The organism is Parcubacteria group bacterium (assembly GCA_016204045.1).
In the GTDB taxonomy this organism is placed as follows: domain Bacteria; phylum Patescibacteriota; class Minisyncoccia; order Phycocordibacterales; family UBA2135; genus JACQLQ01.
The window spans coordinates 360,549-387,147 of record JACQLQ010000001.1; the positions used below are offsets into that span (position 1 = coordinate 360,549).

Below are 26,599 nucleotides of genomic sequence, written 5' to 3' on the forward strand. Positions count from 1 at the left end.
GGTTTTTACTCCTCGTTCGGTAAGACGACGACGTCACCATCGCCAAGTCCAGAGAGGATTTCAATATTGCCAAGAGATGACACAAGTCCCGTCGTCACCTCCTGCTCAAACGGGTTGTTCTCTTTGAGAATTGTCACAAATTTCTTGCCGTCACGGCGTGTGATGACCCCCTGGGGTATGCTGACTACGTTTTGACGCTCTTCGGTGGTAATGACAATGTTCGCAGTCATGCCCGAACGGATGCGTGTGTCTCCGCCATCAAAGCGAAGCATTACTTTGTATGCTGAAACACCGTCGCGGACCGTACGTGCAGGGTCTATCGAAATGATCTTGCCGCCGAATGTAACATTCGGTCCGTACGCGTCAAGTGTTACCAGCGCAGGGTTCTCCGGCTTCAAGAGCGCTACGTTTACTTCTGGTACGTATCCTTCTATCTCAAGCGTTCCCTCGCCCATCATGGCAATGGGCGATGTCCCTGACGTGACGATTTCCCCCGGTCTAATGTCCATCTTCGTCAGAATGCCATTGAATGGCGCGATTACAAGTGTTTTTCGGAGTTGCGCCCGTACGTTCTCAAGGTCTGCTTGAGCGGCTTTAACACGGGCTTTCTGCGCGTTTATGTCCGACAGTGAACTCCCCGCACGGTCCAGGGCAAGTTTCCGTTCGTTTTTTGCAAGCGCTGTTGCGGCGCTCTTTTCTGCCGTGACGGCGCTCGTCAAGGTGTCCATTGCAACGTTCAGATTTGTCCTTGCTCCAGCCACATCGCTTGTCCATTCCGCGAGCGACGCAGAAGTTACTTGTTCATTTCGCGTACTCTTGTTGAGAGCAGTGTTTGCTAGCGACAGAAACCTAATACCCGCTTCAAGATCCGACTTCCCCTGTGTGTTTGCGGTAGAAAGTGATTCCCCTCCAAGTGTCGCCAGGGTACTCTCCCACCGTATAAGGACCTCTTCTAACGCGAGACGCGAAGATTCAAGCTTTTCTTTTATGGATTGGTCCGTCGTGACAAAGAGCAACTGCGGGTTCGCAGATCTCGGATTTTGTATGAATTGATCGACAGTGTTTCGTACGGCGTCATCAGTTTTCGTATACGCATTTTGCAGGGCGTTTATGACACCTTGTTTTGCTTGCATCAGCGTCGCTTCATCCATAGCCACCTGCGCTTCCGTAATGGCAATCTCTTCTGGGCGCAATCCTTGAACAAGCGAAGCAAGATTTGCTTCTTCTATTTCGAGTGCTGCCTCTTTCTGAAGCACGGCCGCACGCAGATCCCCATTTTCAAGCGAAGCTAGGATTGTGCCACGAGAGACGCGATCGCCAACCTTTGCATAAGTACCAGCAATACGGCCACCTTGGGTGAAGCCCAGGTCGGCATCGTCTGCGGCGACAACTGTTCCCGAGACAGAGATTTGCTGAAGAAAATCTGCTGGATGTAGAGCGAGTGTTTGGGCATCCCCGCCTCCTCCGTTCATTGCGAAGAGCGTTCCGCCAACAACGAGCATGCCGGTAATTCCTGCGATAATGAAGTGAGAGCGAATAAATGAGAGCGCGGCCTTTATGTGTGAGGTTATCGTAAGCATGTGGAGACGCTAACATATTTTTCCCACTTTGTCACGTCTTACTTTGTGAGGTTTACTAGGCATTCCGTATTCCCCTTTCGTTTTCGAGAAAGGTTTGTTAGACTGCCAAACAGTCCACTGTTCGAGGGACCCATGGCGGAGACAATCGAAGAAACACCCATGAGCTTCTTTCAATCCGTACAAGCAGTGCTTGCCCTGCCAGACGCAGATGATAGGAAAGTTGTTATGGACAGAGTCGTGGCTCGCTGGAAGGAAAAGTCGCCACTGGTCGCGGACGTCCTTGCTGGCAAGACTACGTTCGAAAACACAGTTAGGCCGCTTGTGGAACGCAATCTCACTGGGCTCGGAAGGTTTTTCTACAGTCGAAGGGCTTTCAAGACAGAAGCGTTCAAGAGGGTCGCGCAAGAAACTAGGGAAAAAGTCGGTGATACTCTGTCCTTTGGGGGTGAATACGCCATAGTTGGCCCAGGTTCCAGAACCAATTACAGAATATTCCTTACCGAACCCCTGCAGTCATTTTGGCCATCATTTTTTACAGCCCTGTCTATCATTCTCTTGATTACCTCTGTGCTGTGGGTTCTCAGACTCATTTTTGTTGGCTTACCAGCATTTGCCAATCTTCCCTGGTTTCTGCTTTGGGGGTCTGGCATCGGAGCTTTCTTTGGAGTAATGTTCTCGTCGACTGAAATGGGTCTTCGTGTGGATAACCGGCGAGAGCTTGCCAAGAGTCTTCTTAGAGAAGCGCAGCTTCTCGACAAACAGGTCCGTAGCTTGTAAGGCACCCTTTGGGTGCTTTTTGTTGCGTCTTGAATCTAGACGTCAAAAATGGTAATTTCCCTGTTAGGGGCGTGTCGCATAGCGGCAATTGCACTTGGCTGTAAACCAAGCGGCTTCGGCCTACGGGGGTTCGAGTCCCTCCGCGCCCACCAAACAACGCGGCTTTGCCGCGTTTTGTATAGAGCGGAAGCGAAGTGCCTGCGCACTTCGCGTGGGACTCGAACCGGCGGAGCCATGCCGAGTCCGCGAGGAGGGCGAGCCGCGTCCAACAGTACTTATGAACCCGAGCCTGTCGAGGGTGAATTAGTAACTGTGGGATCAGAGTCCCTCCGCGCCCACCAAACAACGCGGCTTTGCCGCGTTTTGTGTAGGGCGGAAGCGAAGTGCCTGCGCACTTCGCGTGGGACTCTCTGCGGTTGTATTTCAAACTTTGTTAGTTGTTCACTCGATTCCTTTGTGTTAGAACATGAGGAGAACACGTGCCCCGAGTTGCGTGTGGAAAAGGAATCCGTTGTGGCATCTCGGACTGGAGATGATGAACTCGTGGAGATCACAGACCCTTGGGGCGGTACTCTTGCCTCTGTTCCCATTACGTATCTCCGTACTGGGGAGACAGAACAGACGGTCATTATCGTTTGGGACATACGTTACAACCCAGAGCTTCAGGAGCATCATCGTATCCGGTATCGCGATGCGCTGTGGCGAAAAATCTTAGTTAAATTCCGTGAACGAAAATGCCAGGCGATCTTCCGCTTCAATATGTCGGGGCTCGAGATATCTCGGGTGTACCCCCCAAGAGCAGTTTCGTCGTAAGCCCCGTCAAGGGCTTTTTCAATACAAGATAACTCCAGCCAATGCCGGAGTTATAACTCTAAATATCCAAAACTATTCCTGCGCAGGAGTTGGGAGTGTTAGCTCGAAAACCCTTGAGGAAGTTTCCCTCCACCCACGCTTCCGATAAAATTTTTGCGCACCCTTTTTACTGCTGGTAAGGCGCGGACGGCCGATAAGACTTGCACGGACCTCTGCTTCTCCTAGTTTAAGGAGCTTAGTGCCTAGCCCGCGCCCTTCGTAATCAGGATGTGTTGCGACCTGTTCAATCCACCCCACATTTCGATTTTTGCCGCCACATGAAAGCAGATAGGTGTGAAGCGTTAAGGTGGCTACGATACGTCCAGTTCCGCTCTCCCTTGCAACAAAGAAATGCATACGCCCTTGTCCTAGGAATTCGTCGAATTCTTGAGCAGTCATCGGGGGTTGGGCGAACGCCGCCGCATTCAAAGCGTTGATGTCACTCAAATCGTGAGCTTTACCGCTAGGCTCGTACGGTCCTGTGTGGAAATCCACAGAGCATCTCCGACTGCATATTCTAAGGCAAGGATATTGGTCAATATGGGCTTTGTCAATTTTGCCTATTATATAGAAAGCTTGCCTTTCTTGTCCGTTATGGTATCTTGGGAGGACACATATCTGCTTTTAAACCTTATTCTATGAGCCAAGACAGACTAATACGCATCGCCTGCACCAAGTGCAAAAGGATCAACTACTGGTCCCAAAAGAACAAGAAACTGGTCCAGCGCAAGATCGAGATCAAAAAGTATTGCAACTGGTGCCGCAAGCACATCCCCCACAAGGAGATAAAGAAGTAAAAAGCGACCCCAAAATGGTCGCTTTTGCTTTAAGCATCAACCAGCTTCTGGTCACCGAGAGTGATCTCAGTCCATGTGTAATACTCGCTATCCGCTCCGGGCCCGCTTCGTGCCGCAGCCACCAGCCGTGTTCCATCAGTGCACACCACACTCACTTCGCGCTTTGTTTCGTCGAAAGTTGCTTCTCTGATTGTCTTGCCTACCAATTGCGTGAGTTGGCGCATTTAGGTTTCCCACGAGTTTCTTTTTTAAACGTAGGGCATTACACGCAGTAGGTCAAGCAAAGAAAAAGGCGAGGTTGTTCCTCGCATGGTTTTGGCAGGGGCGACAGGGATCGAACCTGCGGCCTTCGGTTTTGGAGACCGACGCTCTACCAACTGAGCTACGCCCCTATCTAATAAAAAGGATATCACACATTTAACGTTCTTTCAATGGTCTTTGTTGAGGAGAAAAGTACGCACATGTTTCTCAATTTTTGAATATTCCTTTGGCGTAAACCATGCGATATCAAGATCGCGCTTGAACCAACGCATCTGCCGCTTTGCATAGTGGGAGATGGCGCTTCCCAATCCCTCCTCAAACTCTTTCTGCGTAAGTTTGCTCGTTAGGTAGTCAGCGAGGAATCGATATTCTAGTCCCAACTCTCGCATACGTTTCCACGAGAGCCCTTTTTTATGGAGTCGCTTTGCCTCCGCAATCATCCCTCCCCTAATTCGCGCGAATAAGCGAATGGTTATCCTGCTCCTTAACTCCTGGTCGGGAAGTGTGAGCCCTATTTTAAGCGCATCATAATGCTCATCTTTTTTTCCGATGCGAGGTACCTTGCCGAGTGCTCGAGCAATTTCGATAGCACGTATAATGCGCCGCGGGTTTGCACGCTCAATCGTTTCCGCACGTTCTGGGTCGAGTGCTTCGAGTTTTTCTAATAATTCCAGAAGCGGCTTCGTCTCAAGCTCTTGGCGGAGCGTCGTGTCGGGGGGCACTTCGGGGAACGATATATTTCCGAGGACTGTGTCGATATAAAAACCGGTGCCACCGACCAAAATCGGGACCTTGCCGTGTGCAAGGATGTCCCGTATCGCGCGAGCCGCTTTTGTTCTGAATTGTGCGGCTGTGAATTGTTGTTTGGGAGATGCGACATCAAGAAGGTGGTGGGGGATGCCCCGCATTTCTTTCTCGGTTACTTTACCAGTACCAATATCAAGACCTTTGTATACTTGCCTCGAATCGGCGGAGATTACCTCACCACCAACTCTTTTTGCGAGCTTAACAGCGAGACTACTCTTGCCCGTAGCTGTGGGACCCACAATGACGATGACTTTTGGCTTCTGTAGCATAGATTATTTGTAACTGTACTACACGGGGCTTGCCAAGGCAAAAAGAGTGTTGTTTTCCCATTGCCCTCCCAAGGGTTCCTTGTTATTGTCTTTGCTAGATTGGCAATCAGAGGAAAGAAATGAAGGACGCACTTCCTAAGGACAGAACCTTTGTAGCAGTAGATGTCGATGAACTTCGCAAGGCAGAGCCTCTCGTCAAAATGCTTGCTCCGCATGTGGGTTGTTTCAAGATCGGTCTGGAGCTCACGACAGCCGTGGGTGGCCCCCAGGCCGTAGAGTTTATCCACTCTCTCGGCGGACAAGTCTTTTATGATGGCAAGTTCTGCGACATTCCTAATACGGTAGGCAGAGCAGCCAAAGCAGTTTCGGCGCTAGGAGTGAAGATGTTCAACGTTCATGCTTCTGCGGGAGTAGAAGCCATGGCTGCAGCAGTAAAAAACAAGGGGAACTCCCTTGTGCTGGCAGTAACGCTTCTCACGTCTCTGAATGAAGATGATATCAACGTCATCTTCGGTGGGCCAAGCAAGACCAAGGTTCTTCAGCTCGCACGGGATGCAATGCGCGCGGGTTGCGATGGTGTTATCTGTTCACCGCAAGAGCTCACCTTCCTTCGGAGTCACACGGATTTGCAGGATTTCTCACTCATTACACCTGGTGTTCGTCCTGCCGGCACAAGCAAGCAAGACCAGAAGCGAGTGATGACACCGTATGAGGCTATCATGGCAGGTGCAGATGCACTTGTTATCGGCAGACCGATTACTGAAGATAAAGACCCCGTGTCTGCTGCGCAACGTATCGAAGAAGAAGTAAGGCGTGCGTGCCAGGAGAAGTCGGTATGAGCGCCGCAAAGGACTTTGTCCGTTACGCCCTCGCTCGGGAAGCAATCAAGATCATTCCCGGGGGCATGAAGCTCGTCAGTGGGCGTATTTCGCCCTACTACTTCAATTCCGGACCTTTTGACAAAGGAGCGTCTATTCGAGAGCTTGCAAAAGCATGTGCAGCCATTGCGCAGGATATGCAGACTGATGTTCTCTTTGGTCCGCCAATGAAAGGTATCCCACTTGCTGTTGCGACGGCTTACGAGCTCTACGAGCGTCACGACATAAATGTCGGGTACGCTTTCAATCGACCAAAGGCAAAGGATCACGGTGATCAAGGCCTTATCCTGGGCCATCCTCTGAAGGGCAAACGTGTGTGCATTATCGATAATGTCATTACGACAGGTGGCACACTCGATGAGACAGCACAACTCGTCCACAACGAAGGCGGTATTCTCGCCGGGGTCATCATTGCATTTGACCGCCAAGAGCGGGTTACGGACGGAGCGAAGAGCGCGTCTGCGACTCAAGATTTTGAAGCACGTCACGGCGTTCCCGTCCGTGCTGCTGCGACTTGCGATGACCTTATCGCCGTATTGGGAGATATCGCCGAAGGGTTTGGTCCCAACGAAGAAAAGGAGTGGGGGCGAAACGCTCTCGCACTCGTTCTCGAATACAAAAAGAAATACGGAGCAGTCTAAATGACGCAACCCGATCGCTTTAAGCGATCGGGTTTTTGTTTTGAGAAAAGGAGATGGTTACCCCCTGTGTCGTACACGTGAGGGGCGTGAGGGGACGTGTACGGGAGAAACTTTCGGGTAGTAGCGCATAAGGAATTGGTAAGCAATCCACGTTCCGAAAATGAAGATAGCAGACGATGCGATTGCCCACGAGGGGCCAACCCATCCATATGCAAGTGCTGCAAAAATCGGACCGACAGCCCACCCCAAATCTTGGGCGAGGGTAATGACGCTCGCGAGGAGGCCTTTTCCATCCTCGTCGTGAGAAAGGGTGTGGAGCCAAGACCAGAGCGAGATACTCGTCAGTTCATCGCCTGTTGTCGCGAGGAATCCAAAGATGAGGAAGAGCCAGCCAAAGTCAAACCCGATTAACGTTGCCGAAATTGAAAAGAGAAGGAGCCCGAAGAATACATACGTCCGCTTGTCCCCCCTTTCGACGATTTTCCCAAGCGCAAAACCCGTAACGACGATAGCGAGGTCGAAAATGCCAAGACCAAGGCTCAAAAGTCCGGAGCTTACCTGGTGTGCGATGACGAGGGGAACGATAAACCAAACTACGGCATAAAATACGGAAGAACTGAACCCTAAAAGCATAAGCATAATGCTCGCCGGGTTTAGTTTTGGCAAGAAGCATAACGTCGTACCCAAGGGGTTGCGTCGGACATAATAATCACATGTCGCTAGTTTCACCTCTTTTACAAACAACTTTTTGTCTGGCGGTGCGAAGAGTATGACGACAAGTGCTACCGCCATACTCATAGTAATAATGAGCCCCATAACCTTCACATCGAGAAGGAGCACGAAGCCCAAGATGGCACTTGCTAAAAAGACTCCCGTCGAGATAGCAACATCGCGCATGGCAAAAAATCGCGAGGACCTTTCTTCCGGGGCGTGCGCAAGGACATAGGCATTTGTTGCGAGTGGAACCAAGAGCCAACTCACTGTTGCGGCGACCATGCTTATCATGTAGGTAAGAATCGTCAGGTCAACCATGAAGGCAATGCCGGCGAAGAGAAAGGCGATTACCGAGATTTTAAGGAAGCGGAGATAGCCAAATCGGTCGAGGATGTATCCAGCTGGCACATCAAGAATCATTTGTACAAACGAACTCGTGCTGATGATTGCTCCGACGACCCAAAGAGGCATCAATTGCTCACCAAGGGGAGAGAGAATGGAGTAGTGAAGGCTTCCTCCAAGTTTGTACATGACGAGGAAGATCCACAAAGGGATGAAGGCAATGAAGAGATGACGTATCGAGGGGGAGTGCTTTTGATCTGTCATAGTTCTCGAAAATTCTTTTTGCCCTTTAATTATACACTTTGCGCAAATTTTTTTCGAGAAGAGTTATGAAAAGTCCTGTCTTAGTGCCCGGGGGGAGACTCGAACTCCCAAGCCTTGCGGCACACGATTTTGAGTCGTGCGCGTATACCAATTCCGCCACCCGGGCATCGTTTTCAGTGTACTTCAATTTGCTGCTCCGATCAATTTTGATATAATGAAATGACTTCCAAACTCTACACTCTAGATTTTAAATGTAAAACGTCACCTATGGACAAGCGACCCTATAACCAATCTATTTTCTGGGTGGAAACAGAGAAGATTAAACCGAACCCCTATCAACCTCGGCGGGAATTTGATGAAGCGAAGTTAAAGGACCTCTCCGAATCCATCCGTCAGTATGGTATCTTGCAGCCGCTCGTTGTAACGCGAAAAGAATTTGCTACAGACGATGGGCTTCGCACCGAGTATGAGCTCATTGCTGGCGAGCGGCGTCTGCGCGCCGCTCGGCTCGCGGGTGTCTCTCAGGTCCCCGTCATCATCCGCGAAGGGGATACGGAAGAAGTCAACGAGCGGGTGAAACTCGAGATTGCGATCATAGAAAACGTCCAACGCGAGGACCTGAACCCCATTGATCGTGCCCGCGCATTCAAGCGTCTTGCTGAAGAGTTCAGATTTACCCACGCTCAAATTGCGACGAGAATCAGCAAAAGCCGTGAGTTTGTTTCAAACAGCATTCGCATGCTCGCTCTTCCTGAAGCAATCTTGCAGGCAATAGTTGACCAACAGATCACCGAGGGACACACAAGGCCGCTTTTGATGCTTATCGAGAAGCCCGATGAGCAAATGACGCTCTTTAAAGATATTCTCTACAAGAAGCTCAATGTTCGCGAAGCAGAACGCATTTCGCGGCACATTGCGCACGAACGTGCACGCAAAAAGTCTCCGGATATGGATCCAGAATTGCTCGAGATCGAACGTCAACTTGCTTCGAGCCTCGGGACACGTGTCCACATTGAGCGTCGCGAAGTCGGCGGCGGGCGTGTTGCGATTGACTTTGTTACTACCGACGACCTTCGCGGACTCCTTGAGCGCATTGTTCGCCTAGAGGAAGCAGCAGAAGAAATTGCAAATGCCGCCGAGGGAGTGGCATTGCAAGCTCCGGAGGATTCTGCCGAGAAGATTATTGAGAATCCACCAACCGAGGGAGACGGAGATCTCTACTCAGTAAAGAATTTCACCATTTAGAAATAGCCCGCGTGATCGGGCTATTTCTTTGTGAGTGCAGCCTTAATGTGCTTCCTCGCAAGTCCTGTCTTTATGTATCCGAGCCATTTGTGTGAGGGCATGCTCGACTTCTTGGTCACAATCTCGACGATGTCTCCGTTGTGAAGTGGGGTGTCGAGAGACACCATGCGAGCGTTTACCCGAGCGGCAGAGGTGTGGTCCCCAATGTCCGAGTGTATGGCGTAGGCAAAGTCGATGGGTGTCGAGTCTTGCGGGAGGTCGATAACGTCGCCATCGGGCGTGAAGACGAAGACCCGGTCAGAGAAGAAATCTTTTTTGAGTCGTTCGAGAAACTCTCCTGTCTCTGCAACATGCTTCTGCCATTCCGAAATCTCTCGAATCCACTCGAGCTTTTTCTTGAAGTCACGTTCTCCGCGTGTTTTCCCCTTACCGATTTCTTTGTAGGCGAGGTGAGAGGCGATACCGTACTCTGCCTCTTTGTGCATTTGCGTAGTTCTAATCTGAATCTCGACGATCCCGCCATCTCCAGTGAAGATGGTCGTGTGTATACTTTGGTAGCCGTTTAGTTTCGGTGCGGCAATATAGTCCTTGATTCGTCCCGGGAGTGGTCGCCACGCGCCGTGGATAATGCCGAGGACGCGGTAGCAGTCAGCGACAGAGTCGACGACAATACGAAGTGCCGCTATGTCGTAGACCTTGTCGATGTCCATGTCATAGCGTTGCAGTTTCTTGTACAAGCTGTAGAGATGCTTCACGCGGTAGTCGACCTCCACAGGCTTAATACCTTCTTTGTAGAGCTCTTTTTGAAGCGACCGATACACCTTCTCTAGATGAGAGAGATTTTCCTTACTTTTTTGTTTCAGGAGTACAAGTGTTTCTTTGTGCGCGTCAGGATGTGCGTAGGGGAAGGCGAGGTCCTCGAGCGCACCCTTGATGCGTCCCATGCCGAGACGGTTTGCGATTGGTCCGTATATCTCGAGTGTCTCCACAGCAACACGCTTTTGCTTGTTTTCCTTAACGTACTTAAGTGTCTGCAAGTTGTGCAGGCGGTCGGCGAATTTGATGATGAGCACACGCGGGTCTTCTGCAACCGCAAGCAAAAAACGGCGCAAGCTTTCTGCATAGCGCTCGAGTCCCTTGTATTGGTATTTTTTGAGTTTGGTGACTCCTTGTATAAGAAAGGCTACTTCATCACCAAATTGTTTTGCCAACTCCGCCTCCGTTACCTCACTGTCCTCGATGACGTCGTGGAGGAGCCCCGCGGCAATCGTCTCCGCATCCATCTTGAAGTTCGCGAGCGTCTTTGCAACCTCGAAGACGTGCAGGGAATAGGGATCGCCCGACTCGCGTTGCTGATCTTTGTGGATTTCTTGGGCAAAGGTATATGCCCGAGTGATCAGGTCTTTGTCCCGGTTACTTGCCGAGGGGAGGAGCGTTAGGATCTCATTGACCTCTTGCATGTTTGCACTATACTTTGAAAAGAGCGATTTGTGAAGGGCAGAGCGATGACCAAGAAAAGCCAAATCCGCAAGGGAAAGCAAAAGAAAAGCCCTAAGAATAAAGGGCGAAAAGCAGATACAAAGGTCTATCGCTGCGAGACGTGTGGTGACCGTGTGCCCGTTGAGGATGCCATGGTGCACGTCGCCGAATGCGACATGACCATTCCCCGAAGCGACTAAGGGTTGACTTTCACTGCTTTTTCATGTATAATTAAAAGGTAAAGCTGGACCTTAACCTAAGAAACCAAGGAGGCGGTCTGTGCAGTACGACGACTTTCTTGCCTATCTCGGGATTTTCGTTTGCCTTGTGCTTGGTGTAATCGGGGGCATTTACCTGACAGTTACCGCCCTCATCATCCTCACCGCGATCCTCGTTCTCATCGCAGGTGTCTCATGGGACAGGTGCAGCGCCGGGAGCGACTTCACGGCCGCGCTCTTATTGGCATCGGTGGTCGCCCTCGTCTTCATGTGGGTGTCCTACGGCGTCTCGGTCAACTGGGACACGCTAAGTCCCTACATCCTGCGCTAACGCAGAGAACACAAGGAGACAGCCGCAATGAGCAATGAAGATATTTCCATGTGGGTGGGGGGTGTGTTGGTTTGCTTGGCTTGCTTGATTCTCGGAAGCGTCACCGGTGTCTACATGCAGACCGGAGCCATCATCATCACCACGGTGGTAGTCGGCATTGTCTGCTTCGCCGCATTCAAGCGGCTAAACCAGGGAGCCATCAGCTATTTAATTGGGCTTTGCTTTTTTGGGTCCTTGGCGTTCCTGATTTCCACGTGGGCGGCGTACTTCATCCGCCTCGCCGTGGTCAACTGGAGTGCCATCGAGACCTTCGTCGTCACGCACATCCTGCGCTAACGCGCAGAACCAAGCCTGGAGCGCACTCGCGCGCTCCAGGTTTTTAAATTGTGTGATAAACCTACTCCGGCTTTATCTTGTGGGGATTATGCATCGCGCACGCCTTGTTGCTGCAGCGTTCAGGTATGGTCTTGGTTCCCTCCATCATTAAGGAGCTACACTTAGGACAAATATTTCCTGTTGGCTTTGCTTTCATACTGAAGCGGCACTTTGGGTACGCCGTACAGGCGTAGAACATACCGAATCGCCCCTTCCTCTCTGCAAGTTCACCCTTGCCGCATTCAGGACATTTCACCCCCGTCGTGTTCACAAGGGGTTTCCCGTCGCTCGTTTCAACCTGTTTTACATACCGACATTTTGGGTAGCCACTACACCCAATGAACTCACCGAAACGTCCGGCTCGCTTTACCAAAGGTTTGCTACACTCCGGACACTTTTCTCCCGTCTCCTCCGCCACTTCTTTTTTCATTATCGAGCCATCGAGCACACGCGCACCCTTACATTCAGGAAATCGCTTACAACTATAAAACTTGCCGATGCGCCCGAGCTTCACTACCATGGCGCTGCTACATTCTGGACATCGTATATCATCTGGCGCAGGAGCGATGTCAGTTATCTTATCAATGTCTGCTTTGGCACCCACCGCCTCATGGAAGGGTCCGTAGAACTCTTTTAGTGTTGCTTCGTATGAGCGGTTACCTTCTGCAATCTGGTCGAGCTTGTCTTCCATTTCTGCGGTGAAGGTGTCGCTTATATAATGAGTGAAATTCTTTTCGAGGAATTCGTTTACCACATCGCCCAAGTCTGTGGGGTAGAGTGTTCGGTTTTCTCGGCGCACATATTCACGATCAACGAGCGTCTTCATAATTGACGCATATGTTGAAGGACGCCCAATGCCGCGCTTTTCGAGCTCTTTAATGAGTCCCGCTTCGGTGTAGCGGTTTGGTGGCTCGGTCGCTTTCTTTTCACTCGCCACGTCGACAAGGGAAAGGGGATCTTGCTCTCCAACCTTTGGTAATTCCACATCCTCACCACGCGCTCGGGGGTCTGCACGCAGCCACCCTTCGAAGACGATTCTCGAGCCATTCGCGGCAAAGTCGGGGATGGTTTCTCCACCATCAATGTTCGCAGTAATCTTTGTCTTGAGCGCTTTCGCGTCCGTCATTTGAGAGGAAACAGCGCGTTGCCATATCAGTGCATAGAGCTTCTTGTGTGCTTCTGTCCTCCCAACCTCTTGCTTTTCAATATGTGTTGGGCGGATCGCCTCGTGTGCTTCTTGCGCCGACTTGCTCTTCGTCTTGTAGACATTGGCGCTCATGTATTCATTACCATATTCTTTTCTCACGAAAGCCAAAATACTCTTCTGCGCATCGGCGGCCATGTTGGTCGAGTCTGTGCGCATGTAGGTAATGTGCCCCTCTTCGTAGAGACCTTGCGCGAGGCGCATCGTCTGCGACGGGGAGATGCCGAGCCGTGAGCTCGCAGATTGCTGGAGTGTAGATGTGGTAAAGGGCGCACGTGGAGCGCGTCTCTGTTCCTTCTCTTCGACTGCCATCACTTTCCACGACCCCTTCTTTCCCGCCGCAACAATTCTCTCTGCCTCTTTCTCATCGCGCGGTTCTTGAACGCAGGTGAGCGTGAGCCCATCTCCTGACTTTGTTTTTGTCTCAGCGGTAATCACCCAGAAATTCTCTGGCTTGAAGGCCCTGATTTCTTTTTCCTGCTCCATCAATATACGAAGCGCGGGGGACTGCACGCGGCCTGCCGAAAGGCCGTATCGTAGTTTCTTCCAGATGAGCCCCGAGAGGTCATAGCCAAAGAGTCGGTCCAAGACACGGCGGGCTTCCTGCGCGCTCTTAAGATTCATATCAATACTGCGCGGGTTTTTGACCGCTTCTTGTACCGCCTTTTCTGTGATCTCATGGAAGACAATCCTTTTTACTTTCTCCGGAGTTTTATTGAGATTACAAATCTCCGCAATGTGCCAGGAGATAGCCTCACCCTCACGGTCAGGGTCAGTGGCGAGCACCACTTCGTCCGCCTTCTTGCATGCCGCGGCAAGTTCCTTAACCACCTTCTCTTTCCCGGGGATGATTTGATAATTGGGGACAAAACCCGCTTCAATATCGATAGCACCCTTGCTCGACTTCGGGATATCACGAATGTGACCAACGGATGATTTCACCACGTAGTCGTCTCCCAAATATTTGTTTATAGTCTTCGCCTTTGCAGGCGATTCGACGATGACGAGCTTCATGACTTCACACTAATACTACATGTTTTAGCTTTTTGCAAATAATTAAGTGAAAAAACTCTTGATTTTGATACCGTTCTTTTGTATCTTCTTTGAAAGACGACTCGATGAGGAAAGGTTTAATGACCGGTCTTATCTCGCTCTTTTGGCTTTTCGTGTATTGGATAGTGGCGACGTTTGTGATGCTCGCGGCTGTGGCGGTCTACGTACTCATTATTAAGGATAGCGATGTGGGGGAAATAAAGCGAGAGCTAATGCATAAGTTTACATGGGCCGTCTGCATTTCGGGCGGGTTCATACTCGCAATCGTCGCCAAGTTCACTATGTAATTGTCCCAAGCCCCTCAGGGCTTTTTTAAATGGCACGGTGCACCTCCCCAAGCGCTTCTTTTGTGAGTCCGCGCAATTCAAGTGTCGAGAGTCCAATGTTCACGTCGGTAATCGAAAGTCCGCTTTCACGGATGAGATCGTCTTTTGTCATGGGTTCGTCAAGGAGCTCGAGAAGCGTGCGCTCCACCTCAGTGCAATCGTGCGGCACGCCTGGTGTCTCCGCGGTTCCATCGGCAGCACTATCCATGTTCCATGCGGTAAGGATATCTTTTCCGGATGTCACCGGAGTTGCCCCGAGTTTCAAGAGTTGGTTCGCGCCCGCACTGTTGGCCGAAAAGATGGGTCCCGGTACGACGAAGACATCGCGGTTGTATTCTGTAGCGAGTCGTGCGGTGACAAGTGTACCCGAACGTTCTCCTGCCTCGATAATGAGAACTCCCCGCGCGATCCCCGCCATAATGCGATTTCGTTGTGGAAAAGAGTATGGCGTCGCACGGAAATCTGGTTCAAATTCCGAAACCAATGCACCCCCGCTTTGCACAATTGTTTCTGCAAGGCGTTGGTTTGTTCTCGGGTAGAGCACGTGTGCCCCAAGACCCGAACCGGGGACGGCAACCGTTGGCAACCCAGCATTAAGCGCTGCATTGTGAGCAATAGCGTCAATGCCGAGTGCTAGTCCAGAGACGATGACGACGGGTGTGCCACGCAGATCTGCAATAATTTTTTCACAGACCTCTCGCCCGTAGTTTGTGTATTTGCGGGAGCCGACGACGGCAAGGTAGCCATAATCGAGAGGAGAAGGGAGAGCACCTTTTATATACAGTCTTTCGGGCACCTGTGGAATCTCGAGAAGCGCTTTTGGAAATTGCTCGCGCGCAAGTATTTGTATTTCCGCTGCAGTCATACTTGTTCCCATTATTGTATACTAAATACCAAATACTATATACTAAAGCTATGTTGGATATTAACTTCATCCGCGAAAACCAGGAACTAATACGCGACGCCGCGCGGAAGAAACACATCAAGTTTGATATCGCAAAGCTCATCGAAGAGGACGACAAGCGTCGCTCACTCCTTCAAGGTGTCGAAGAAATACGCGCCCAACAAAACGCGGCGGGCGAAGAAATAGCTAAAGCAAAAGATGGCGATCGGGAAGCTCTGGTTCGGAGCATGAAGGGTCTCAAAGAGACGCTTCAGAAGAAAGAAGAGGAGCTCGAAAAGGTGATGAAAGCATGGCGTCTTCTGATGCTTCAAGTTCCCAACGTCCCCGATGTCTCTGTGCCAGAGGGAGAAGATGATTCCAAGAACCAAGAGATCAAAGCGTGGGGTCTCCAGCCACAGTTTGCCTTTACGCCCAAGAGTCACATCGAGCTCATGACGGCGCTCGACATGGCCGACTTCGAGCGTGGGGCAAAGGTGTCTGGTTTCCGCGGCTATTTCTTAAAGAACGACGGTGCACGACTTGCCTTCGCATTGTGGCGATTTGCACAAGACTTCTTCCTCGAAAGTAGCAAGGGCTTTACCCCCATTATTACTCCCTCCATCGTACGCCCCGAACCATTTTTTGGAACCGGGTATTTGCCGCAAGGAGAAGAAGATCTCTACAAAACTCAAGACGGCGCGTATCTCACAGGGACATCCGAGGTTCCCATCATGGGGTACCACATGGACGAGGTCATTCCAAAAGAGAAATTTCCGATCAAGTTTTTTGGTTTCTCTTCATGTTTCCGGCGCGAGGCGGGAAGTCATGGTAAGGACACCAAGGGTATTGTGCGTGTCCATGAATTCTTTAAGTTCGAACAAGTGATACTCTGTGAAGCTGACCATCAGACGTCGGTCAAATACCACGAATGGATAAACAGGAACACCGAAGAGGCAATGGAGAAGCTTGGTATTCCGTACCACACCGTCATTAACGCCGGGGGCGACTTGGGGTTAGGCCAGGTCAAGAAGTACGACATCGAGCTCTGGGTTCCCTCGGAGAAAAGATATCGCGAGATAAGCTCGGCATCCTACTTTCATGATTTCCAAACACGCCGCCTGAATATTCGCTATCGTGGTGAAGACGGGAAACTCCGCTTCGCACACTCGTTGAACTCGACTGCAATCGCGACCCCGCGCCTGCTCGTCCCCTTGATCGAGAATAACCAAGAGGCAGACGGCTCGATCGTGATCCCAAAGGCGCTTCAACCCTACATGGGCAAAGAGCGGATTACGAAAGATCGCTAGTATGTTTGTCCCATCGAAAAGAAGTATTTTGAAGGGATCGTATAAAAGACCTCCCTCAAGAAGTCGCGCGCTCTTAATTGGCGCGTCTCTTTTTTTCATTACGCTCTCGGCCTTAACTGGACTGGCGGCGTGGAGCTCGGGGAATCCTCGGGTGACCATACAGACACTCCATATCTCCGGCACCGAGAAACTAGAAGTAGAGACACTGAAAGATTTTGTTACGCAGTCGCTCAAGGGGCGTTACGTGTATCTTTTTTCTCGTGCGAACATTTTCATCTACCCTGATCACACGATTGAGAAAAAGCTTTTGAGCACTTTCCTCGAGCTCAAGTCTGCCCGTCTATCACGCGATTCGTTCACAGCACTTTCTCTCACTGTTGCAGAACGTAAGCCTCGATATTTGTGGTGCGGAGAGGGGAGAGATCTCAAGACAGAGATTCCTGACCGATGTTATTTTGTCGACGAGGATGGTGTCATCTTCATGAACGCGCCGTACTTCTCGGGTCGTGTGTATTTTGAAATGTATGGTGTGCCCGAAGGCGAGCGACTTGCTGTCGAGGAGGGACGAGTAGAGCCGCTCGGAAGGCGCTTCCTTAGAGAAGACACTTTCACGCGAGTGACCAGTTTTATTGAAGCGGTAAAAGGGCTCGGTATTGAACCGGTGTTTCTCATGATGAAGGAGGAAGGGGACGAGCTCCTCCTTGAAAACGGAGTACGGCTCATTTTTAATCGGGACAACGCGCCGGAGGAGATGGCCAATACGCTTTCTAATGCGCTCCAAAGCGAAGTGCTTCCGCTTGTTGCATTGACCGATATTAATACAAAGTTAGAGTATGTGGATCTCCGTTACCCAAAAAGGGTTTATTATAAATTTGAGTAGAAATTGACTCGGCCGCATAAGTGTGATATAAACTTCTCCAGACCCCAACACTCTCCATGGCATTGTGCTGTAGGAGAGGCTCTCGAGGAGGAAACATGTTCTGGACGATACTCACAAGCTTGTGTACCGCCCTCGGCTTATTGTTTTTCTACATCTTGCCGGCACTTACCAAAGCTTCTGGTCGGTCGCCAGCACCACAGGCTGCATCTTTTGTGGTGGGCGTGATCTTCTTTGGAGTTACTGTTCTTTTCGCTCTCTTCACCGGTTATGCATACGATTTCTTCGGAGTAATCGGCATCACAATTGGGTTCGTCTTAGGGGTCTGGTATTTTGCCCTCGCTACGTGGCCCGACTTACCGAAGCGCTACGTCGAGTGGCGCTCGCGATCTGGTGGGGGCGGTGGTCCGCACACGCCGAGGCCTGCCTAGAGCCTTCGTATCGTCACGCCGTCCAGTCCAACTGGCGGCTTTTTTATTTTCCAATTTTCGAGATCCACTTGACCTATTTTCTTAAAATGGTATAACTGCACCAGTACGAAGTAAACACTCCTTATGGCATGGGGCCGTTAAGGGTGAAACTTGAGGAGAAGACAATGGTACTCATTTGGTGCTCATTTTGGTCCGTAATTCTTTTTGCGATAGCGGTCAGTGCATTCGTGTCCACCCCAGCGTTAGAGGTGGCAGCACAACGAGGCGCGTTATTCACCCTCGGCATTCTTTGCTCCATACTCGGTATCGTGATGGCAGTTCTCACTGGCTACAAATATGACCCGCTCGGAATCGTCGGCCTTGTGAGCGCATTCGGCTTGAGTGTACTCTGCTTTGCCGCTACCGCTTGGCCTGATTTGCCGCAGCGATATGCTGCATGGTTACAGCGGATCAAGTATGTCACCCCTGCTCCCTAATCATGTGTATCACGCCGTCCAGTCCAACTGGCGGCTTTTTTGTTGACATAAAAACCCTTGCATGTTATGTTCGACACTTAACCAACGTCACGAAAACGTTGGAAAAAGCAACAGGAGACGAAATTGACCGGGAGACCACAGACCGTTTCAGTCCTTCTCTTTACGCGCCACGGTATTCCTTTGTTGAAGGATGAGACGAAACCAGCCCCTCATTATTGGAAGCTACCTGGTGGTAAGGGCGGACCAGGAAATGAAACTCCCCAAGGTATCGCCATCCGAAAGATCAAAGAAAAGGTCGGTATCTCACTCTCCGCAGGCGACCTAACACTTGTTCAGTCACAGGACAGAGGTGACCACGATTTCTCGTTTTTTGTCGCGCGGCCCCATAGGGAAACAAAACCAAAAAACAGGGGAGAGGGTGGAGAGATAATTGAACTTTTCGACCCGCAAGAGATTCTCGACATAGGAGATCTTTTTCCGAATCACCGCTCTCTTGTTCAAGGTCAATTGTCTAAACGATAGTCTGTTGCTCATGCCACGCCCCGCGTGGTATTTTTGTTTCCTCAAATCCTATTGACAGGAAGCTTTTTTTAGTTTATATCATCTCTAGCACGCGCGGCGCAGACGACCCAATACGGAAGGCCCGCAATGAGCACTAGCACCATTGAGGCAGTTACAAGATTTCCCACTGAACAGCACGTACGAGAAGTGTGCAAGCTCGGTCAGGGCGAAAAAAGTTGCCGTTATCTGGCAATGGGTGGTCGTGGCGGATGGACGTGCCTTAGAGCGAAGCAGAAGGAGTATCTTGACGGGAGAGTTGCGAATGGCCAGTTACAAGCCAAGGGCGACAACTGCGAAGGGGTACTTGGGGAGCTTTTGAAAAACAAGGCATCGCTCGTTGGTAAGCGAGTACGCTACCAAGAGCAGATGCCGACGCTTGAGGTCGCCGGCGTTCTTAGGGATTTGAGAGTAGAGGGCGACATGCTCCACATCATCGCAGACTGGGAGGGCGAGACAATGGGCCAGGGTTGCACCATTAACATTGACTATCTCAACCTTGATATCACACCGGCCTCCATCACAATGAGTATCTCCGGCCTCGGAAGTTTTGCCGGGATAACCACAATCTTTTTGGATCAAATCCGTTCTCGATAGGGGGGTGACAAGGGATGTGGGGAAGCAATCATCTATACAAGCGTCCGACCAAAAAAACCCGGGAGAAGCGTAAAGTTCGGGCAAAGAAAAAGGGGGAATATCGGACTCCTGACCGCATCAAGCGGCACGCTGACCGGCAATCGGAGCGCGGATACGCGAACGAAGAGCGCGTTGCTCGCATCCTTGCGAAAGCCGTGGAGCTAGGTCGCTACGCAAGCTTTCGGCAGACGGAGCACAACGGCTCCGAAGATACTCTCGGTATCGATTTCGTCGTCACCAAAGAGGTCTCTGACGCAAGCGTCGGGCGTGGGTTTGGCGTCACCATCTCGCACAAGAGTTGGATCGAGGCAAGGAAGATTCACCCCCGCGTCACCACGATTCTTGTCACTCCCGAGATGAAGGATGAGACGCTTCTCTCAAAGGTCGACGCCTTGTTTACGGAGAACGGGGTGTAGTATATCGTATGCCGTCCAGCAAAACTGGCGGCTTTTTTATGCTATAATCCACCCATGTCGCACGTCGTCCTCTATCGCAAACATCGTCCGCAGAGCTTTAAAGATGTATTGGGCCAAGACCACATCATCGGCCCACTCATGGAGGCGATAAAGAAAGGCACACCTGCACACTCCTACCTCTTTTTTGGTTCTCGCGGCACGGGGAAGACGAGCGTTGCGCGTATTCTCGCGCGCGAAGTCGGCTGCGCTCCCGAAGACCTGCACGAGATCGATGCCGCCTCAAACCGCGGCATCGATGACGTGCGCGAACTCCGCGAAGGTGTGCGCTCACTCCCATTTCGGTCTCCCTACAAGGTCTATATTGTCGACGAAGTGCACATGTTGACCAAGGAAGCCTTTAACGCACTTTTAAAAACCTTGGAAGAGCCGCCCGCACACGCCATTTTTATCCTCGCAACTACTGAAGTAGAGAAAGTGCCTGACACCGTGCTCTCCCGTTGCGAGACCTATACCTTCCGAAAGCCCACTGCGGCGCTACTCGCGGGTGCGATCAAAGATGTCGCAAAAAAAGAAGGGTATGCAATCGAGCCCGAGGCCGCAGAAGTTATCGCCATGCTTGGTGACGGTTCTTTCCGCGATGCGCTCGGCGTCTTACAACTTGTCATCTCCTCGACGAAAGACAAAAAGATTACCGAAGAAGCTGTTGCCAAGGTGACCAGTGTTCCATCAGGAGCTCTGGTGAACGAGGTCATCCAAGCACTCGCCGAGGGTGATGCCGCGAAAGCGCTTTCGGAGGTGCGGCGCGCCGCAGAAGCAAATGTCGACTTCACCATCTTTGTCCGCCTCCTTTTAAAAAAGCTTCGCTTCATCCTGCTCATTCGTCACGCGCCGGACATGAAGGAGAGCATTAAGGCAGAGCTTGGCGAAGACGATTTTGCCCGCCTTTCTACCCTTGCCGGTGTCGCGGGGAAAAACATCAAGTCGGGTACGATCCTCGCTCTTCTCGACGCGTATACACAAACGGGTCGAGCGCACATTCCCCAGCTCCCACTCGAGCTCGCATTGCTCAAACTCATCGGTGAACCCAGAGAAGAGTAGTGTCACCCCACGACCCGTCATGATCTCCCAAAAACTTAAAACTATTTTTTATATATCCATCCCACTCTTTATTGCGCATGGGCTGGAGGAATATGTTACTGGGTTTTATAACATCGATCCCATTTTCAAGTTTTTCTTCAGTTACTTTGACGCAATGAGTATTCCCCAGGCTACGTTTCTGCTCTTCCAGATTATGCTCTGGCTGACGCTCATCCTCCTTGCCCTCGTCATCACAAATGCGAAGTGGCAGCTCTGGCTCTTGGGGTTTGTCGGGCTCATCTATATCTTTGAACTCCACCATTTCTTCGAAGCGTTACGGTTTGGCGAGTATTACCCAGGCATGGTAACAGCCACCGCGTTCCCCGTTATCGGTTTTCTATTTTGGAAAGAATTAATAAAGAATTTTAAGCATCAAGAATGAGTCCCGTACGAAATCCTATGGTTATGTATTATACTTATGTTTTAAAGAGCTCCAAAAACGGAAGGCTTTATACCGGACACACAAATGATTTACGGAAACGCTTTAAGGAGCACAACAGTGGCCAATCTGAATATACAAAGATGCGAGGACCATACAAACTTATATATTACGAAGCTTGTTGCGATAATGGCGATGCACAAGCACGAGAATTATATCTTAAATCAGGAAAGGGTAAGCGCTACCTTAAATCAAGGATAAAGCGTTTCCTATTTCGTACGGGATGAAAAACGTCTACTTCGTACGTCACGGTGAGACCGGATCCAACAGGGACCGTACTCATCAAGGACCCAATGAACCGTTAACAGATCTCGGCAGGAAGCAGGCCGAGATTGTTGCAGATCGGCTCACACGCATCCCTTTTGATGTCATTGTTGCAAGCGATCTCAAACGTGCCCACGAGACGTCCATGGCGATAAGCAAAAAGACGGGCAAGGAAGTAGTCGAGAGTCCGCTGTTTCGCGAACGGAAGATTGTTACCGAGCTCATCGGTCTTCCTCACAAAAGTCTCGAGGCCGAACAAATACGATCCAAGGTTCGTGCGCGGTATGACGACCCTCTGTGGCACTATTCAGACGAAGAGAACTTCTTCGATCTTCGCGGACGGGCGAAAGAGGCGATTGCCTTTCTTGAGCACTATCCACAAGACAACATCGTCGTCGTAACGCACGGCATGTTTCTTACTACGCTGATTGGCGTTTTGATCGAGCCCGACATGACTCCCACCTTTTGGCAGCATATTCATAATTTTCTTGTCACCACCAACACTGGCATCACCTGGTGCCAGAAGGGCCATCCCCATTCAGAGAAGCCCGACACGTGGCAGCTCATCTCGTGGAACGACCACGCGCATTTGGGATAATTTCCCCCATATAAAAACCCCCGACTCAAATCGGGGGTTTACTCTGCGCTAAAAGAAAAAGCTTTCTGCCCTGCTTCTTCTACTTCTTCATCTGGTGCGGCAACCTTGGGCTCGCGCGCATGAGGTGGCAATATGAGCGGCGGCCTCTCGCGTTCCCAAAGCAGCAGTGTTCCTCTTCGGTAATACGGCTGTGAGGGAATAGCGTAGACACATGTGTCCTGGAGTGGGCACGCTCCGCATGTCCTCATGAGGCGCTTCAGTTGCCCAGCACTCCATGCACTGTCTCCCGATCGTCCTTCATCACCCTCCGCAAAGAGCGGCAATATCTCCTTGGGCGCCCCATTCACGACTGTCGCGGGGGACTCTCCGCAGAGAAGGAGTGAGTAGAGCCAAATCGCGTCCGCGAGGTCGATCGGATCAGCTCCCGTCTTCTCCAAGTACTCAAGCGTCAGGTCACGGATGACACCCGACACTTTCTCGTGGTAGCGGATCTCTCGTCCTTCATCCATGGTGACCATGACCGCCTCATTCGCAATGAAGAGGCGATAGTGGTGGAAGTCCGCAGGCGACGGATAGAGGAAGCGAGGCTTGAGCCATCCCTCCCAGTCATAGAAGTAGATGAGGAGCGATGCCATCTTGTGCTGAAAGCCGATGAACCCTTCGTCATTCGGATCAAGCGAGAGTGGCTTCTTTGTGCTACTCGGCTTGTATGCGATCCGTCGGATTACTTCGTCGTAGGAAGTGAGGTTCTGAATGAGTGCTCGCGGGTCTCCACCCCAACCACGCTCCAATCGCTCGGCATTTATCCGCCAGAATCGTCCGGCATTATCCGCGTCCCAACCAATATACTCGCGTAAGATCGGCACAATAGCATCTTCTGTCATACGCATCGCTTCTCGTGGTATGAAAAGCTCTGGATGTGCTTCCCACATGCGTATGAGTTGGCGAAATGCAGTATGGCTTTCAATGCCACCGCGCATATACGTGCATACAAAGAACAGGAAGCGGCCGAGTGTCAGCGCATCATCCCGGATCGAAGGGGGAATGAGCTCCTGCGGCACGTATGCCGCAGGTAAGTTAAACGGAAATACCTTCTCCTTGTAGCGTCCGACGAGGACGTCAAGGAGGTGGTTCGCACGTCGTTTGTTGACGACAACCTCCATGACACCCTCGCACTGATGTTCTTGTGACGTTGTACATCTTTTTACACATGTGGTCAACATACTCACCAACTCTACAGAGTGCTATAAGAAGGGTAGACCTGCGACGGTGAGGACACGATGGAGCACGAAAGGCTTCTCGCTCTCCTCGGCGGAGAGCAGACATTTGATAAGGCATCCTTTGAGCAAGTAGCACTCTCGGTCAAGGATCTTTCCACCATTAATATCCTTCCACAGCCGCGCAAGACCTTCTCCGACGAGGAGCTCGAGGCGTTGCTACAGAGCATTGTGCATTCGGGACTTCTGAACCCCATCATTGTTGCCGAGCTCCAGGGCCGCGAGCATTGCGAGCGGTATGTGAGCGTCATCAACAAACTGTGGGGCACGACCTTTGAGGTGAAAAGTCTTCATTCGACCGTGCGCGATAGCAAGCGTGTGTGGCGTATCCTCGTCGCTGGCGAGCGGCGTATGCGCGCGATCAAAGAAGCGCGCAGGCGTCACCTCTATCGCGACGATTCAGTGCGTATTGCCGTTGCTAAGAACATTGATCCGTTCCATGCGCTCCTGCTCCAGTGGCAAGAGAATACGCATCAGCGCGTGCCGATTCACGAAGATGCGCGGGCGACGGCACTTCTCTTCAAGTTGGTGCGCGAGGCAGATCCCAAGCTTTCGCAAGCCAAATTCGGCAAACACATTGGCCGTTCAGCCGAGATGGTTTCCCACTCGCTTCGTTTCGTTGATTTGCCGCCCGACATCCAAACGCTTACCGAAGAGGGGAAGATTCCCTACGGTGTGTCGCTCGAGCTCTCGCGGCTCCAAGTCTTTGGCGTTGCAGAACAGGACCTACTTTCTTGGGCGCGCAGAGCCATTGTTGATCGCTTGTCTGTCGAGAAAGTTCATAAACAGGTTTCAGAATACATTGAGCATCAGCGGAGCGGTCAGCAGTCGCTCATGGATATCTTTCAGACTGAAATGGCAGAAGGCGAGCGCATTCGTGAACGCGAGCTTCTTGCCACGAACACGGATCGTGCCCTTTGGATTGAAATCAAGTGGTGTCAGACCATCCTCACCCTATTTGAGAAGGGGATGTTCAAGCCAGAAGATTCTCCCTATCTGAAGAGACGTTCGCTTCGCTCTGTACTTGCGCTCGTCGACAAGCTCGAGCAACTGAACAAGCATTTGGAGTCGCTCCTTAGCCCCGCTCTCGGGAAACGACTCACCGAAGTTGTCGCAGAAACCAAGAAGAATGCAGAGGCACTTCTCGCTCGTGCCACAAGAGAGTAACCCAGTCTTCCTTGCCTCGCCGTAGCTTTGCGAAGGCGGGCGACTGGGTTTTTTTGAGAGAGTTGACGCGAATTTAATCTTGTGGCATTGTAGCTTCAGACCACTGGCTGTGTAGGGGACACCATGATTGACGAGGTGATCGGCGACGTCGTTGGCTCGATCGTAGGCGCACTCATTCCAACCTCAAAGGGTGCACTCATTGTTGCGGCTATTGTTCTTGTGCTGGTCATCGGTATTGTATGGTGGCTTGTTGCGTCTTCTCCACCTGCATAGTCACTCTTTGTTTGCCCGGCGCGGATTCTTCCGCGCTTTTTTGTTGACTAATTCCTAGAGCGTGATACTTTCTTTTCAGTTGTTGGCGTGAGAGGAACGCATGACCCCGCTCCAGGTAATCGGATTCTTCCCGTTTTTTGGGAGCTTGGGATACCTCTACTTTACGGGTATGCCCGACTTCGCTGATTCGCGAGCCACGGTCACCTTCGCCTTCGTCCTTGCAGCAGGCGTAGTTGGGTCTCTCATGATTGCGAAAGTGAATGAGGAGAAAAGGGCTTCTCCTCGCTCTTTCTATGTGTGGGTAGTCTTTGCCGCTCTGGCCATCTTCATCAAAGAAATGTTCTTTTCGATGTAATAGCTTGCCGATTAGTCAGCCGCCGCGATTCTCGCGGCGGCTTTTACTTAAGAATTGTTTGATCCCGTACGAAATCGCGAACGCGCGCTCAAGTGTGCACCATGCGATTCACTAGGTAGGCACGTTGCGCAGAATAATGTCTTCCCGAATATGGCTTTTGTTCGCGTTCTATTTCGTACGGGATTGACAAAACAGGATTTTTCGGTATTCTGCGTGCAGAGAACACAAGGCGAGAGAAGGAACAACGCGATGACTCACGGAATAGAGGTTCACGCGGGGTGTGATGGGAGCGGCGAGCTCGATATCGCCGATGATATGGTTGCCCTACCACAGGCGCCCGCGTATTCCATTCACGAAGAGAGCCTGATCAAAAACATCATCGAAGTCCTCCTTGGCCGAAAGGCATTGCAGAAAGAGACCGAGACAGAGCGCCTGAGCAGAGTTGTGGCAAGTGAGGCGGCGGGTCAGGCATTGGTGCGCGTTGGCAGGTCGGGCACGGTGAGCTTTGGGCCTAACTACGCCGCGGTACGTGCCATCCTTACCAACTTCCCTGTTTCCCAAGATGTCGTCGACTTCACCATCAACCAATGTTTGATGGCCTGGAACGAAAGCAAGGGACGCAACTTCGATGTGTTGGGCGAGGTCTCCGGTTTCTTGCCGTTTGGTGCATCTTTGCACATTGTCGAAAGGGTTGTCCTCGCATTTGCTAAGGTCGGTTTTTCTGGCCGCGTCGAAGCAACTGCGAAGCAATATCTCGGTCGCGGCTTGTCCGAGGTCGAGGTGCTCGCTCTCGTCGATGCCTATTGCAATGACCAGGCATCTTTGAGTGGTTCACAACAAGATGACCTCAAAGAACTTGCCAGGAAATATCTTCCAGCCGATGGGGCCACTGAGGTGGCGAAGAGGTTGGACAAGTTTGAGAAGGAGTTTTGGGAACGCGACTAATTCTTTTTTGTTGTTACATCTGCCCAGGTTGGCAGATTTTTTCTTACCATCTTATCAAAAGTATTCTAATATTCTTAAGAATATTAGAATACTTTTGATAAGATGGTAAGAAAAAATCTGCCAACCTGGGCAGATGTAACAACAAAA

The 26,599-nt window shown here is 51.1% G+C and carries 34 protein-coding genes and 3 tRNA genes; 26 read left to right on the forward strand and 11 right to left on the reverse strand.

The window, feature by feature from the left end:
- Nucleotides 1-5 precede the first annotated feature (5 nt).
- Complete coding sequence (locus HY455_02185; protein ID MBI4118318.1) at nt 6-1,580, reverse strand: efflux RND transporter periplasmic adaptor subunit; 1,575 nt, start codon at nt 1,578-1,580, stop codon at nt 6-8.
- A 132-nt stretch (nt 1,581-1,712) separates the two neighbouring features.
- Between HY455_02185 and HY455_02190 the strand changes: the two genes are divergently transcribed.
- The 3 genes from HY455_02190 (at nt 1,713) to HY455_02200 (ending at nt 3,170) form a co-directional block, all read left to right on the forward strand.
- Complete coding sequence (locus tag HY455_02190; protein MBI4118319.1) at nt 1,713-2,357, forward strand: hypothetical protein; 645 nt, start codon at nt 1,713-1,715, stop codon at nt 2,355-2,357.
- Between the two features lie 67 nt (nt 2,358-2,424).
- Nucleotides 2,425-2,509 (forward strand) — tRNA-Tyr (locus HY455_02195).
- Nucleotides 2,510-2,852: 343 nt separating this feature from the next.
- Nucleotides 2,853-3,170, forward strand: coding sequence for a hypothetical protein (locus tag HY455_02200; protein MBI4118320.1), 318 nt, complete (start codon nt 2,853-2,855; stop codon nt 3,168-3,170).
- Nucleotides 3,171-3,242: 72 nt separating this feature from the next.
- Here HY455_02200 and HY455_02205 read toward each other — a convergent pair whose 3' ends face one another.
- Nucleotides 3,243-3,704 carry a GNAT family N-acetyltransferase gene (locus HY455_02205; GenBank protein ID MBI4118321.1) on the reverse strand — a complete coding sequence of 154 codons (462 nt, stop codon included), beginning with the start codon at nt 3,702-3,704 and terminating at the stop codon, nt 3,243-3,245.
- Nucleotides 3,705-3,847: 143 nt separating this feature from the next.
- Between HY455_02205 and rpmG the strand changes: the two genes are divergently transcribed.
- Complete coding sequence (gene rpmG, locus HY455_02210) at nt 3,848-4,006, forward strand: 50S ribosomal protein L33 (protein MBI4118322.1); 159 nt, start codon at nt 3,848-3,850, stop codon at nt 4,004-4,006.
- A gap of 29 nt (nt 4,007-4,035) precedes the next feature.
- Here the strand turns inward: rpmG and HY455_02215 are convergent, their stop codons facing one another.
- The 3 genes from HY455_02215 to miaA all read right to left on the reverse strand — a co-directional run bounded on the left by HY455_02215 (nt 4,036) and on the right by miaA (nt 5,343).
- On the reverse strand, nt 4,036-4,230 hold the full coding sequence (locus HY455_02215; GenBank protein ID MBI4118323.1) for a hypothetical protein: 195 nt from the start codon (nt 4,228-4,230) through the stop codon (nt 4,036-4,038).
- Nucleotides 4,231-4,322: 92 nt separating this feature from the next.
- Nucleotides 4,323-4,398 (reverse strand) — tRNA-Trp (locus HY455_02220).
- Between the two features lie 36 nt (nt 4,399-4,434).
- The gene (miaA, locus tag HY455_02225) at nt 4,435-5,343 is read right to left on the reverse strand and encodes a tRNA (adenosine(37)-N6)-dimethylallyltransferase MiaA (protein MBI4118324.1); all 909 of its coding nucleotides are present in this window, start codon (nt 5,341-5,343) and stop codon (nt 4,435-4,437) included.
- A 119-nt stretch (nt 5,344-5,462) separates the two neighbouring features.
- On the opposite strand from miaA, the gene pyrF reads away from it, so the two are divergent.
- Together pyrF and pyrE are read left to right on the forward strand one after the other, a co-directional pair.
- The gene (pyrF, locus tag HY455_02230) at nt 5,463-6,182 is read left to right on the forward strand and encodes an orotidine-5'-phosphate decarboxylase (protein MBI4118325.1); all 720 of its coding nucleotides are present in this window, start codon (nt 5,463-5,465) and stop codon (nt 6,180-6,182) included.
- Nucleotides 6,179-6,862 (forward strand): orotate phosphoribosyltransferase, encoded by a 684-nt coding sequence (gene pyrE / locus HY455_02235; GenBank protein ID MBI4118326.1) that lies wholly within the window; start codon nt 6,179-6,181, stop codon nt 6,860-6,862. The genes pyrF and pyrE overlap by 4 nt, the downstream gene beginning before the upstream one ends.
- A gap of 57 nt (nt 6,863-6,919) precedes the next feature.
- On the opposite strand, the gene HY455_02240 is transcribed toward pyrE, so the two are convergent.
- Nucleotides 6,920-8,182, reverse strand: a complete 1,263-nt coding sequence (locus tag HY455_02240) for an MFS transporter (protein MBI4118327.1) — start codon at nt 8,180-8,182, stop codon at nt 6,920-6,922.
- An 84-nt stretch (nt 8,183-8,266) separates the two neighbouring features.
- Nucleotides 8,267-8,348, reverse strand: a tRNA-Leu gene (locus HY455_02245).
- A gap of 101 nt (nt 8,349-8,449) precedes the next feature.
- Here HY455_02245 and HY455_02250 point away from each other — a divergent pair.
- Nucleotides 8,450-9,427 carry a ParB/RepB/Spo0J family partition protein gene (locus tag HY455_02250; protein ID MBI4118328.1) on the forward strand — a complete coding sequence of 326 codons (978 nt, stop codon included), beginning with the start codon at nt 8,450-8,452 and terminating at the stop codon, nt 9,425-9,427.
- Between the two features lie 20 nt (nt 9,428-9,447).
- On the opposite strand, the gene HY455_02255 is transcribed toward HY455_02250, so the two are convergent.
- The gene (locus HY455_02255; protein MBI4118329.1) at nt 9,448-10,887 is read right to left on the reverse strand and encodes a bifunctional (p)ppGpp synthetase/guanosine-3',5'-bis(diphosphate) 3'-pyrophosphohydrolase; all 1,440 of its coding nucleotides are present in this window, start codon (nt 10,885-10,887) and stop codon (nt 9,448-9,450) included.
- A gap of 45 nt (nt 10,888-10,932) precedes the next feature.
- Between HY455_02255 and HY455_02260 the strand changes: the two genes are divergently transcribed.
- The 3 genes from HY455_02260 (at nt 10,933) to HY455_02270 (ending at nt 11,791) form a co-directional block, all read left to right on the forward strand.
- On the forward strand, nt 10,933-11,106 hold the full coding sequence (locus HY455_02260; GenBank protein MBI4118330.1) for a hypothetical protein: 174 nt from the start codon (nt 10,933-10,935) through the stop codon (nt 11,104-11,106).
- 79 nt (nt 11,107-11,185) lie between these two features.
- Nucleotides 11,186-11,455, forward strand: coding sequence for a hypothetical protein (locus tag HY455_02265; protein ID MBI4118331.1), 270 nt, complete (start codon nt 11,186-11,188; stop codon nt 11,453-11,455).
- 27 nt (nt 11,456-11,482) lie between these two features.
- A complete protein-coding gene (locus HY455_02270) occupies nt 11,483-11,791 on the forward strand; it encodes a hypothetical protein (protein MBI4118332.1) in 309 nt (102 codons plus the stop codon).
- A 61-nt stretch (nt 11,792-11,852) separates the two neighbouring features.
- Here the strand turns inward: HY455_02270 and topA are convergent, their stop codons facing one another.
- Nucleotides 11,853-14,048 (reverse strand): type I DNA topoisomerase, encoded by a 2,196-nt coding sequence (topA, locus tag HY455_02275; GenBank protein MBI4118333.1) that lies wholly within the window; start codon nt 14,046-14,048, stop codon nt 11,853-11,855.
- Nucleotides 14,049-14,167: 119 nt separating this feature from the next.
- On the opposite strand from topA, the gene HY455_02280 reads away from it, so the two are divergent.
- Nucleotides 14,168-14,374, forward strand: a complete 207-nt coding sequence (locus tag HY455_02280; protein ID MBI4118334.1) for a hypothetical protein — start codon at nt 14,168-14,170, stop codon at nt 14,372-14,374.
- A gap of 25 nt (nt 14,375-14,399) precedes the next feature.
- Here HY455_02280 and dprA read toward each other — a convergent pair whose 3' ends face one another.
- A complete protein-coding gene (gene dprA / locus HY455_02285; GenBank protein MBI4118335.1) occupies nt 14,400-15,278 on the reverse strand; it encodes a DNA-protecting protein DprA in 879 nt (292 codons plus the stop codon).
- A gap of 50 nt (nt 15,279-15,328) precedes the next feature.
- On the opposite strand from dprA, the gene serS reads away from it, so the two are divergent.
- From serS to HY455_02340, 11 genes are all read left to right on the forward strand, one after another.
- Nucleotides 15,329-16,603: a serine--tRNA ligase gene (gene serS / locus HY455_02290; protein MBI4118336.1), complete on the forward strand. Its 1,275-nt coding sequence runs from the start codon at nt 15,329-15,331 to the stop codon at nt 16,601-16,603.
- A gap of 1 nt (nt 16,604) precedes the next feature.
- Nucleotides 16,605-17,483, forward strand: a complete 879-nt coding sequence (locus HY455_02295; protein ID MBI4118337.1) for a hypothetical protein — start codon at nt 16,605-16,607, stop codon at nt 17,481-17,483.
- A 95-nt stretch (nt 17,484-17,578) separates the two neighbouring features.
- Nucleotides 17,579-17,911, forward strand: a complete 333-nt coding sequence (locus tag HY455_02300) for a hypothetical protein (protein MBI4118338.1) — start codon at nt 17,579-17,581, stop codon at nt 17,909-17,911.
- A 128-nt stretch (nt 17,912-18,039) separates the two neighbouring features.
- A complete protein-coding gene (locus tag HY455_02305) occupies nt 18,040-18,387 on the forward strand; it encodes a hypothetical protein (protein ID MBI4118339.1) in 348 nt (115 codons plus the stop codon).
- 123 nt (nt 18,388-18,510) lie between these two features.
- A complete protein-coding gene (locus tag HY455_02310) occupies nt 18,511-18,909 on the forward strand; it encodes an NUDIX domain-containing protein (GenBank protein MBI4118340.1) in 399 nt (132 codons plus the stop codon).
- A gap of 126 nt (nt 18,910-19,035) precedes the next feature.
- Nucleotides 19,036-19,542, forward strand: a complete 507-nt coding sequence (locus HY455_02315) for a hypothetical protein (protein MBI4118341.1) — start codon at nt 19,036-19,038, stop codon at nt 19,540-19,542.
- 14 nt (nt 19,543-19,556) lie between these two features.
- The gene (locus tag HY455_02320; protein MBI4118342.1) at nt 19,557-19,997 is read left to right on the forward strand and encodes a hypothetical protein; all 441 of its coding nucleotides are present in this window, start codon (nt 19,557-19,559) and stop codon (nt 19,995-19,997) included.
- A gap of 54 nt (nt 19,998-20,051) precedes the next feature.
- Nucleotides 20,052-21,095, forward strand: a complete 1,044-nt coding sequence (gene dnaX, locus HY455_02325) for a DNA polymerase III subunit gamma/tau (GenBank protein ID MBI4118343.1) — start codon at nt 20,052-20,054, stop codon at nt 21,093-21,095.
- A gap of 19 nt (nt 21,096-21,114) precedes the next feature.
- Complete coding sequence (locus HY455_02330; protein ID MBI4118344.1) at nt 21,115-21,516, forward strand: HXXEE domain-containing protein; 402 nt, start codon at nt 21,115-21,117, stop codon at nt 21,514-21,516.
- Between the two features lie 23 nt (nt 21,517-21,539).
- Nucleotides 21,540-21,800, forward strand: coding sequence for a GIY-YIG nuclease family protein (locus HY455_02335; protein ID MBI4118345.1), 261 nt, complete (start codon nt 21,540-21,542; stop codon nt 21,798-21,800).
- Nucleotides 21,797-22,435: a histidine phosphatase family protein gene (locus tag HY455_02340; GenBank protein ID MBI4118346.1), complete on the forward strand. Its 639-nt coding sequence runs from the start codon at nt 21,797-21,799 to the stop codon at nt 22,433-22,435. Before HY455_02335 ends, HY455_02340 begins: the two co-directional genes overlap by 4 nt.
- Before the next feature lie 38 nt (nt 22,436-22,473).
- Here the strand turns inward: HY455_02340 and HY455_02345 are convergent, their stop codons facing one another.
- Nucleotides 22,474-23,598 carry a hypothetical protein gene (locus tag HY455_02345; GenBank protein MBI4118347.1) on the reverse strand — a complete coding sequence of 375 codons (1,125 nt, stop codon included), beginning with the start codon at nt 23,596-23,598 and terminating at the stop codon, nt 22,474-22,476.
- Nucleotides 23,599-23,715: 117 nt separating this feature from the next.
- On the opposite strand from HY455_02345, the gene HY455_02350 reads away from it, so the two are divergent.
- The 4 genes from HY455_02350 to HY455_02365 all read left to right on the forward strand — a co-directional run bounded on the left by HY455_02350 (nt 23,716) and on the right by HY455_02365 (nt 26,452).
- On the forward strand, nt 23,716-24,879 hold the full coding sequence (locus HY455_02350) for a hypothetical protein (protein MBI4118348.1): 1,164 nt from the start codon (nt 23,716-23,718) through the stop codon (nt 24,877-24,879).
- Nucleotides 24,880-25,002: 123 nt separating this feature from the next.
- Complete coding sequence (locus HY455_02355; GenBank protein ID MBI4118349.1) at nt 25,003-25,152, forward strand: hypothetical protein; 150 nt, start codon at nt 25,003-25,005, stop codon at nt 25,150-25,152.
- Between the two features lie 100 nt (nt 25,153-25,252).
- A complete protein-coding gene (locus HY455_02360) occupies nt 25,253-25,507 on the forward strand; it encodes a hypothetical protein (protein ID MBI4118350.1) in 255 nt (84 codons plus the stop codon).
- Between the two features lie 249 nt (nt 25,508-25,756).
- Entirely contained in the window at nt 25,757-26,452 is a 696-nt protein-coding gene (locus HY455_02365; GenBank protein ID MBI4118351.1) for a hypothetical protein, read from the forward strand.
- Nucleotides 26,453-26,599: the final 147 nt, after the last annotated feature.

Coding starts and splice junctions, on each gene's coding strand:
- HY455_02190 (MBI4118319.1), top strand. CDS start 1,713: ATGGCGGAGACAATCGAAGAAACACCCATGAGCTTCTTTCAATCCGTA.
- HY455_02350 (MBI4118348.1), top strand. CDS start 23,716: ATGGAGCACGAAAGGCTTCTCGCTCTCCTCGGCGGAGAGCAGACATTT.
- HY455_02360 (MBI4118350.1), top strand. CDS start 25,253: ATGACCCCGCTCCAGGTAATCGGATTCTTCCCGTTTTTTGGGAGCTTG.
- HY455_02215 (MBI4118323.1), bottom strand. CDS start 4,230: ATGCGCCAACTCACGCAATTGGTAGGCAAGACAATCAGAGAAGCAACT.
- HY455_02250 (MBI4118328.1), top strand. CDS start 8,450: ATGGACAAGCGACCCTATAACCAATCTATTTTCTGGGTGGAAACAGAG.
- HY455_02295 (MBI4118337.1), top strand. CDS start 16,605: ATGTTTGTCCCATCGAAAAGAAGTATTTTGAAGGGATCGTATAAAAGA.
- HY455_02305 (MBI4118339.1), top strand. CDS start 18,040: ATGGGGCCGTTAAGGGTGAAACTTGAGGAGAAGACAATGGTACTCATT.
- serS (MBI4118336.1), top strand. CDS start 15,329: ATGTTGGATATTAACTTCATCCGCGAAAACCAGGAACTAATACGCGAC.
- HY455_02320 (MBI4118342.1), top strand. CDS start 19,557: ATGTGGGGAAGCAATCATCTATACAAGCGTCCGACCAAAAAAACCCGG.
- HY455_02255 (MBI4118329.1), bottom strand. CDS start 10,887: ATGCAAGAGGTCAATGAGATCCTAACGCTCCTCCCCTCGGCAAGTAAC.
- HY455_02280 (MBI4118334.1), top strand. CDS start 14,168: ATGACCGGTCTTATCTCGCTCTTTTGGCTTTTCGTGTATTGGATAGTG.
- dnaX (MBI4118343.1), top strand. CDS start 20,052: ATGTCGCACGTCGTCCTCTATCGCAAACATCGTCCGCAGAGCTTTAAA.
- HY455_02355 (MBI4118349.1), top strand. CDS start 25,003: ATGATTGACGAGGTGATCGGCGACGTCGTTGGCTCGATCGTAGGCGCA.
- pyrF (MBI4118325.1), top strand. CDS start 5,463: ATGAAGGACGCACTTCCTAAGGACAGAACCTTTGTAGCAGTAGATGTC.
- topA (MBI4118333.1), bottom strand. CDS start 14,048: ATGAAGCTCGTCATCGTCGAATCGCCTGCAAAGGCGAAGACTATAAAC.
- HY455_02335 (MBI4118345.1), top strand. CDS start 21,540: ATGTATTATACTTATGTTTTAAAGAGCTCCAAAAACGGAAGGCTTTAT.
- HY455_02365 (MBI4118351.1), top strand. CDS start 25,757: ATGACTCACGGAATAGAGGTTCACGCGGGGTGTGATGGGAGCGGCGAG.
- HY455_02300 (MBI4118338.1), top strand. CDS start 17,579: ATGTTCTGGACGATACTCACAAGCTTGTGTACCGCCCTCGGCTTATTG.
- HY455_02240 (MBI4118327.1), bottom strand. CDS start 8,182: ATGACAGATCAAAAGCACTCCCCCTCGATACGTCATCTCTTCATTGCC.
- pyrE (MBI4118326.1), top strand. CDS start 6,179: ATGAGCGCCGCAAAGGACTTTGTCCGTTACGCCCTCGCTCGGGAAGCA.
- HY455_02315 (MBI4118341.1), top strand. CDS start 19,036: ATGAGCACTAGCACCATTGAGGCAGTTACAAGATTTCCCACTGAACAG.
- HY455_02270 (MBI4118332.1), top strand. CDS start 11,483: ATGAGCAATGAAGATATTTCCATGTGGGTGGGGGGTGTGTTGGTTTGC.
- HY455_02345 (MBI4118347.1), bottom strand. CDS start 23,598: ATGGAGGTTGTCGTCAACAAACGACGTGCGAACCACCTCCTTGACGTC.
- HY455_02340 (MBI4118346.1), top strand. CDS start 21,797: ATGAAAAACGTCTACTTCGTACGTCACGGTGAGACCGGATCCAACAGG.
- miaA (MBI4118324.1), bottom strand. CDS start 5,343: ATGCTACAGAAGCCAAAAGTCATCGTCATTGTGGGTCCCACAGCTACG.
- HY455_02260 (MBI4118330.1), top strand. CDS start 10,933: ATGACCAAGAAAAGCCAAATCCGCAAGGGAAAGCAAAAGAAAAGCCCT.
- HY455_02330 (MBI4118344.1), top strand. CDS start 21,115: ATGATCTCCCAAAAACTTAAAACTATTTTTTATATATCCATCCCACTC.
- dprA (MBI4118335.1), bottom strand. CDS start 15,278: ATGACTGCAGCGGAAATACAAATACTTGCGCGCGAGCAATTTCCAAAA.
- HY455_02185 (MBI4118318.1), bottom strand. CDS start 1,580: ATGCTTACGATAACCTCACACATAAAGGCCGCGCTCTCATTTATTCGC.
- rpmG (MBI4118322.1), top strand. CDS start 3,848: ATGAGCCAAGACAGACTAATACGCATCGCCTGCACCAAGTGCAAAAGG.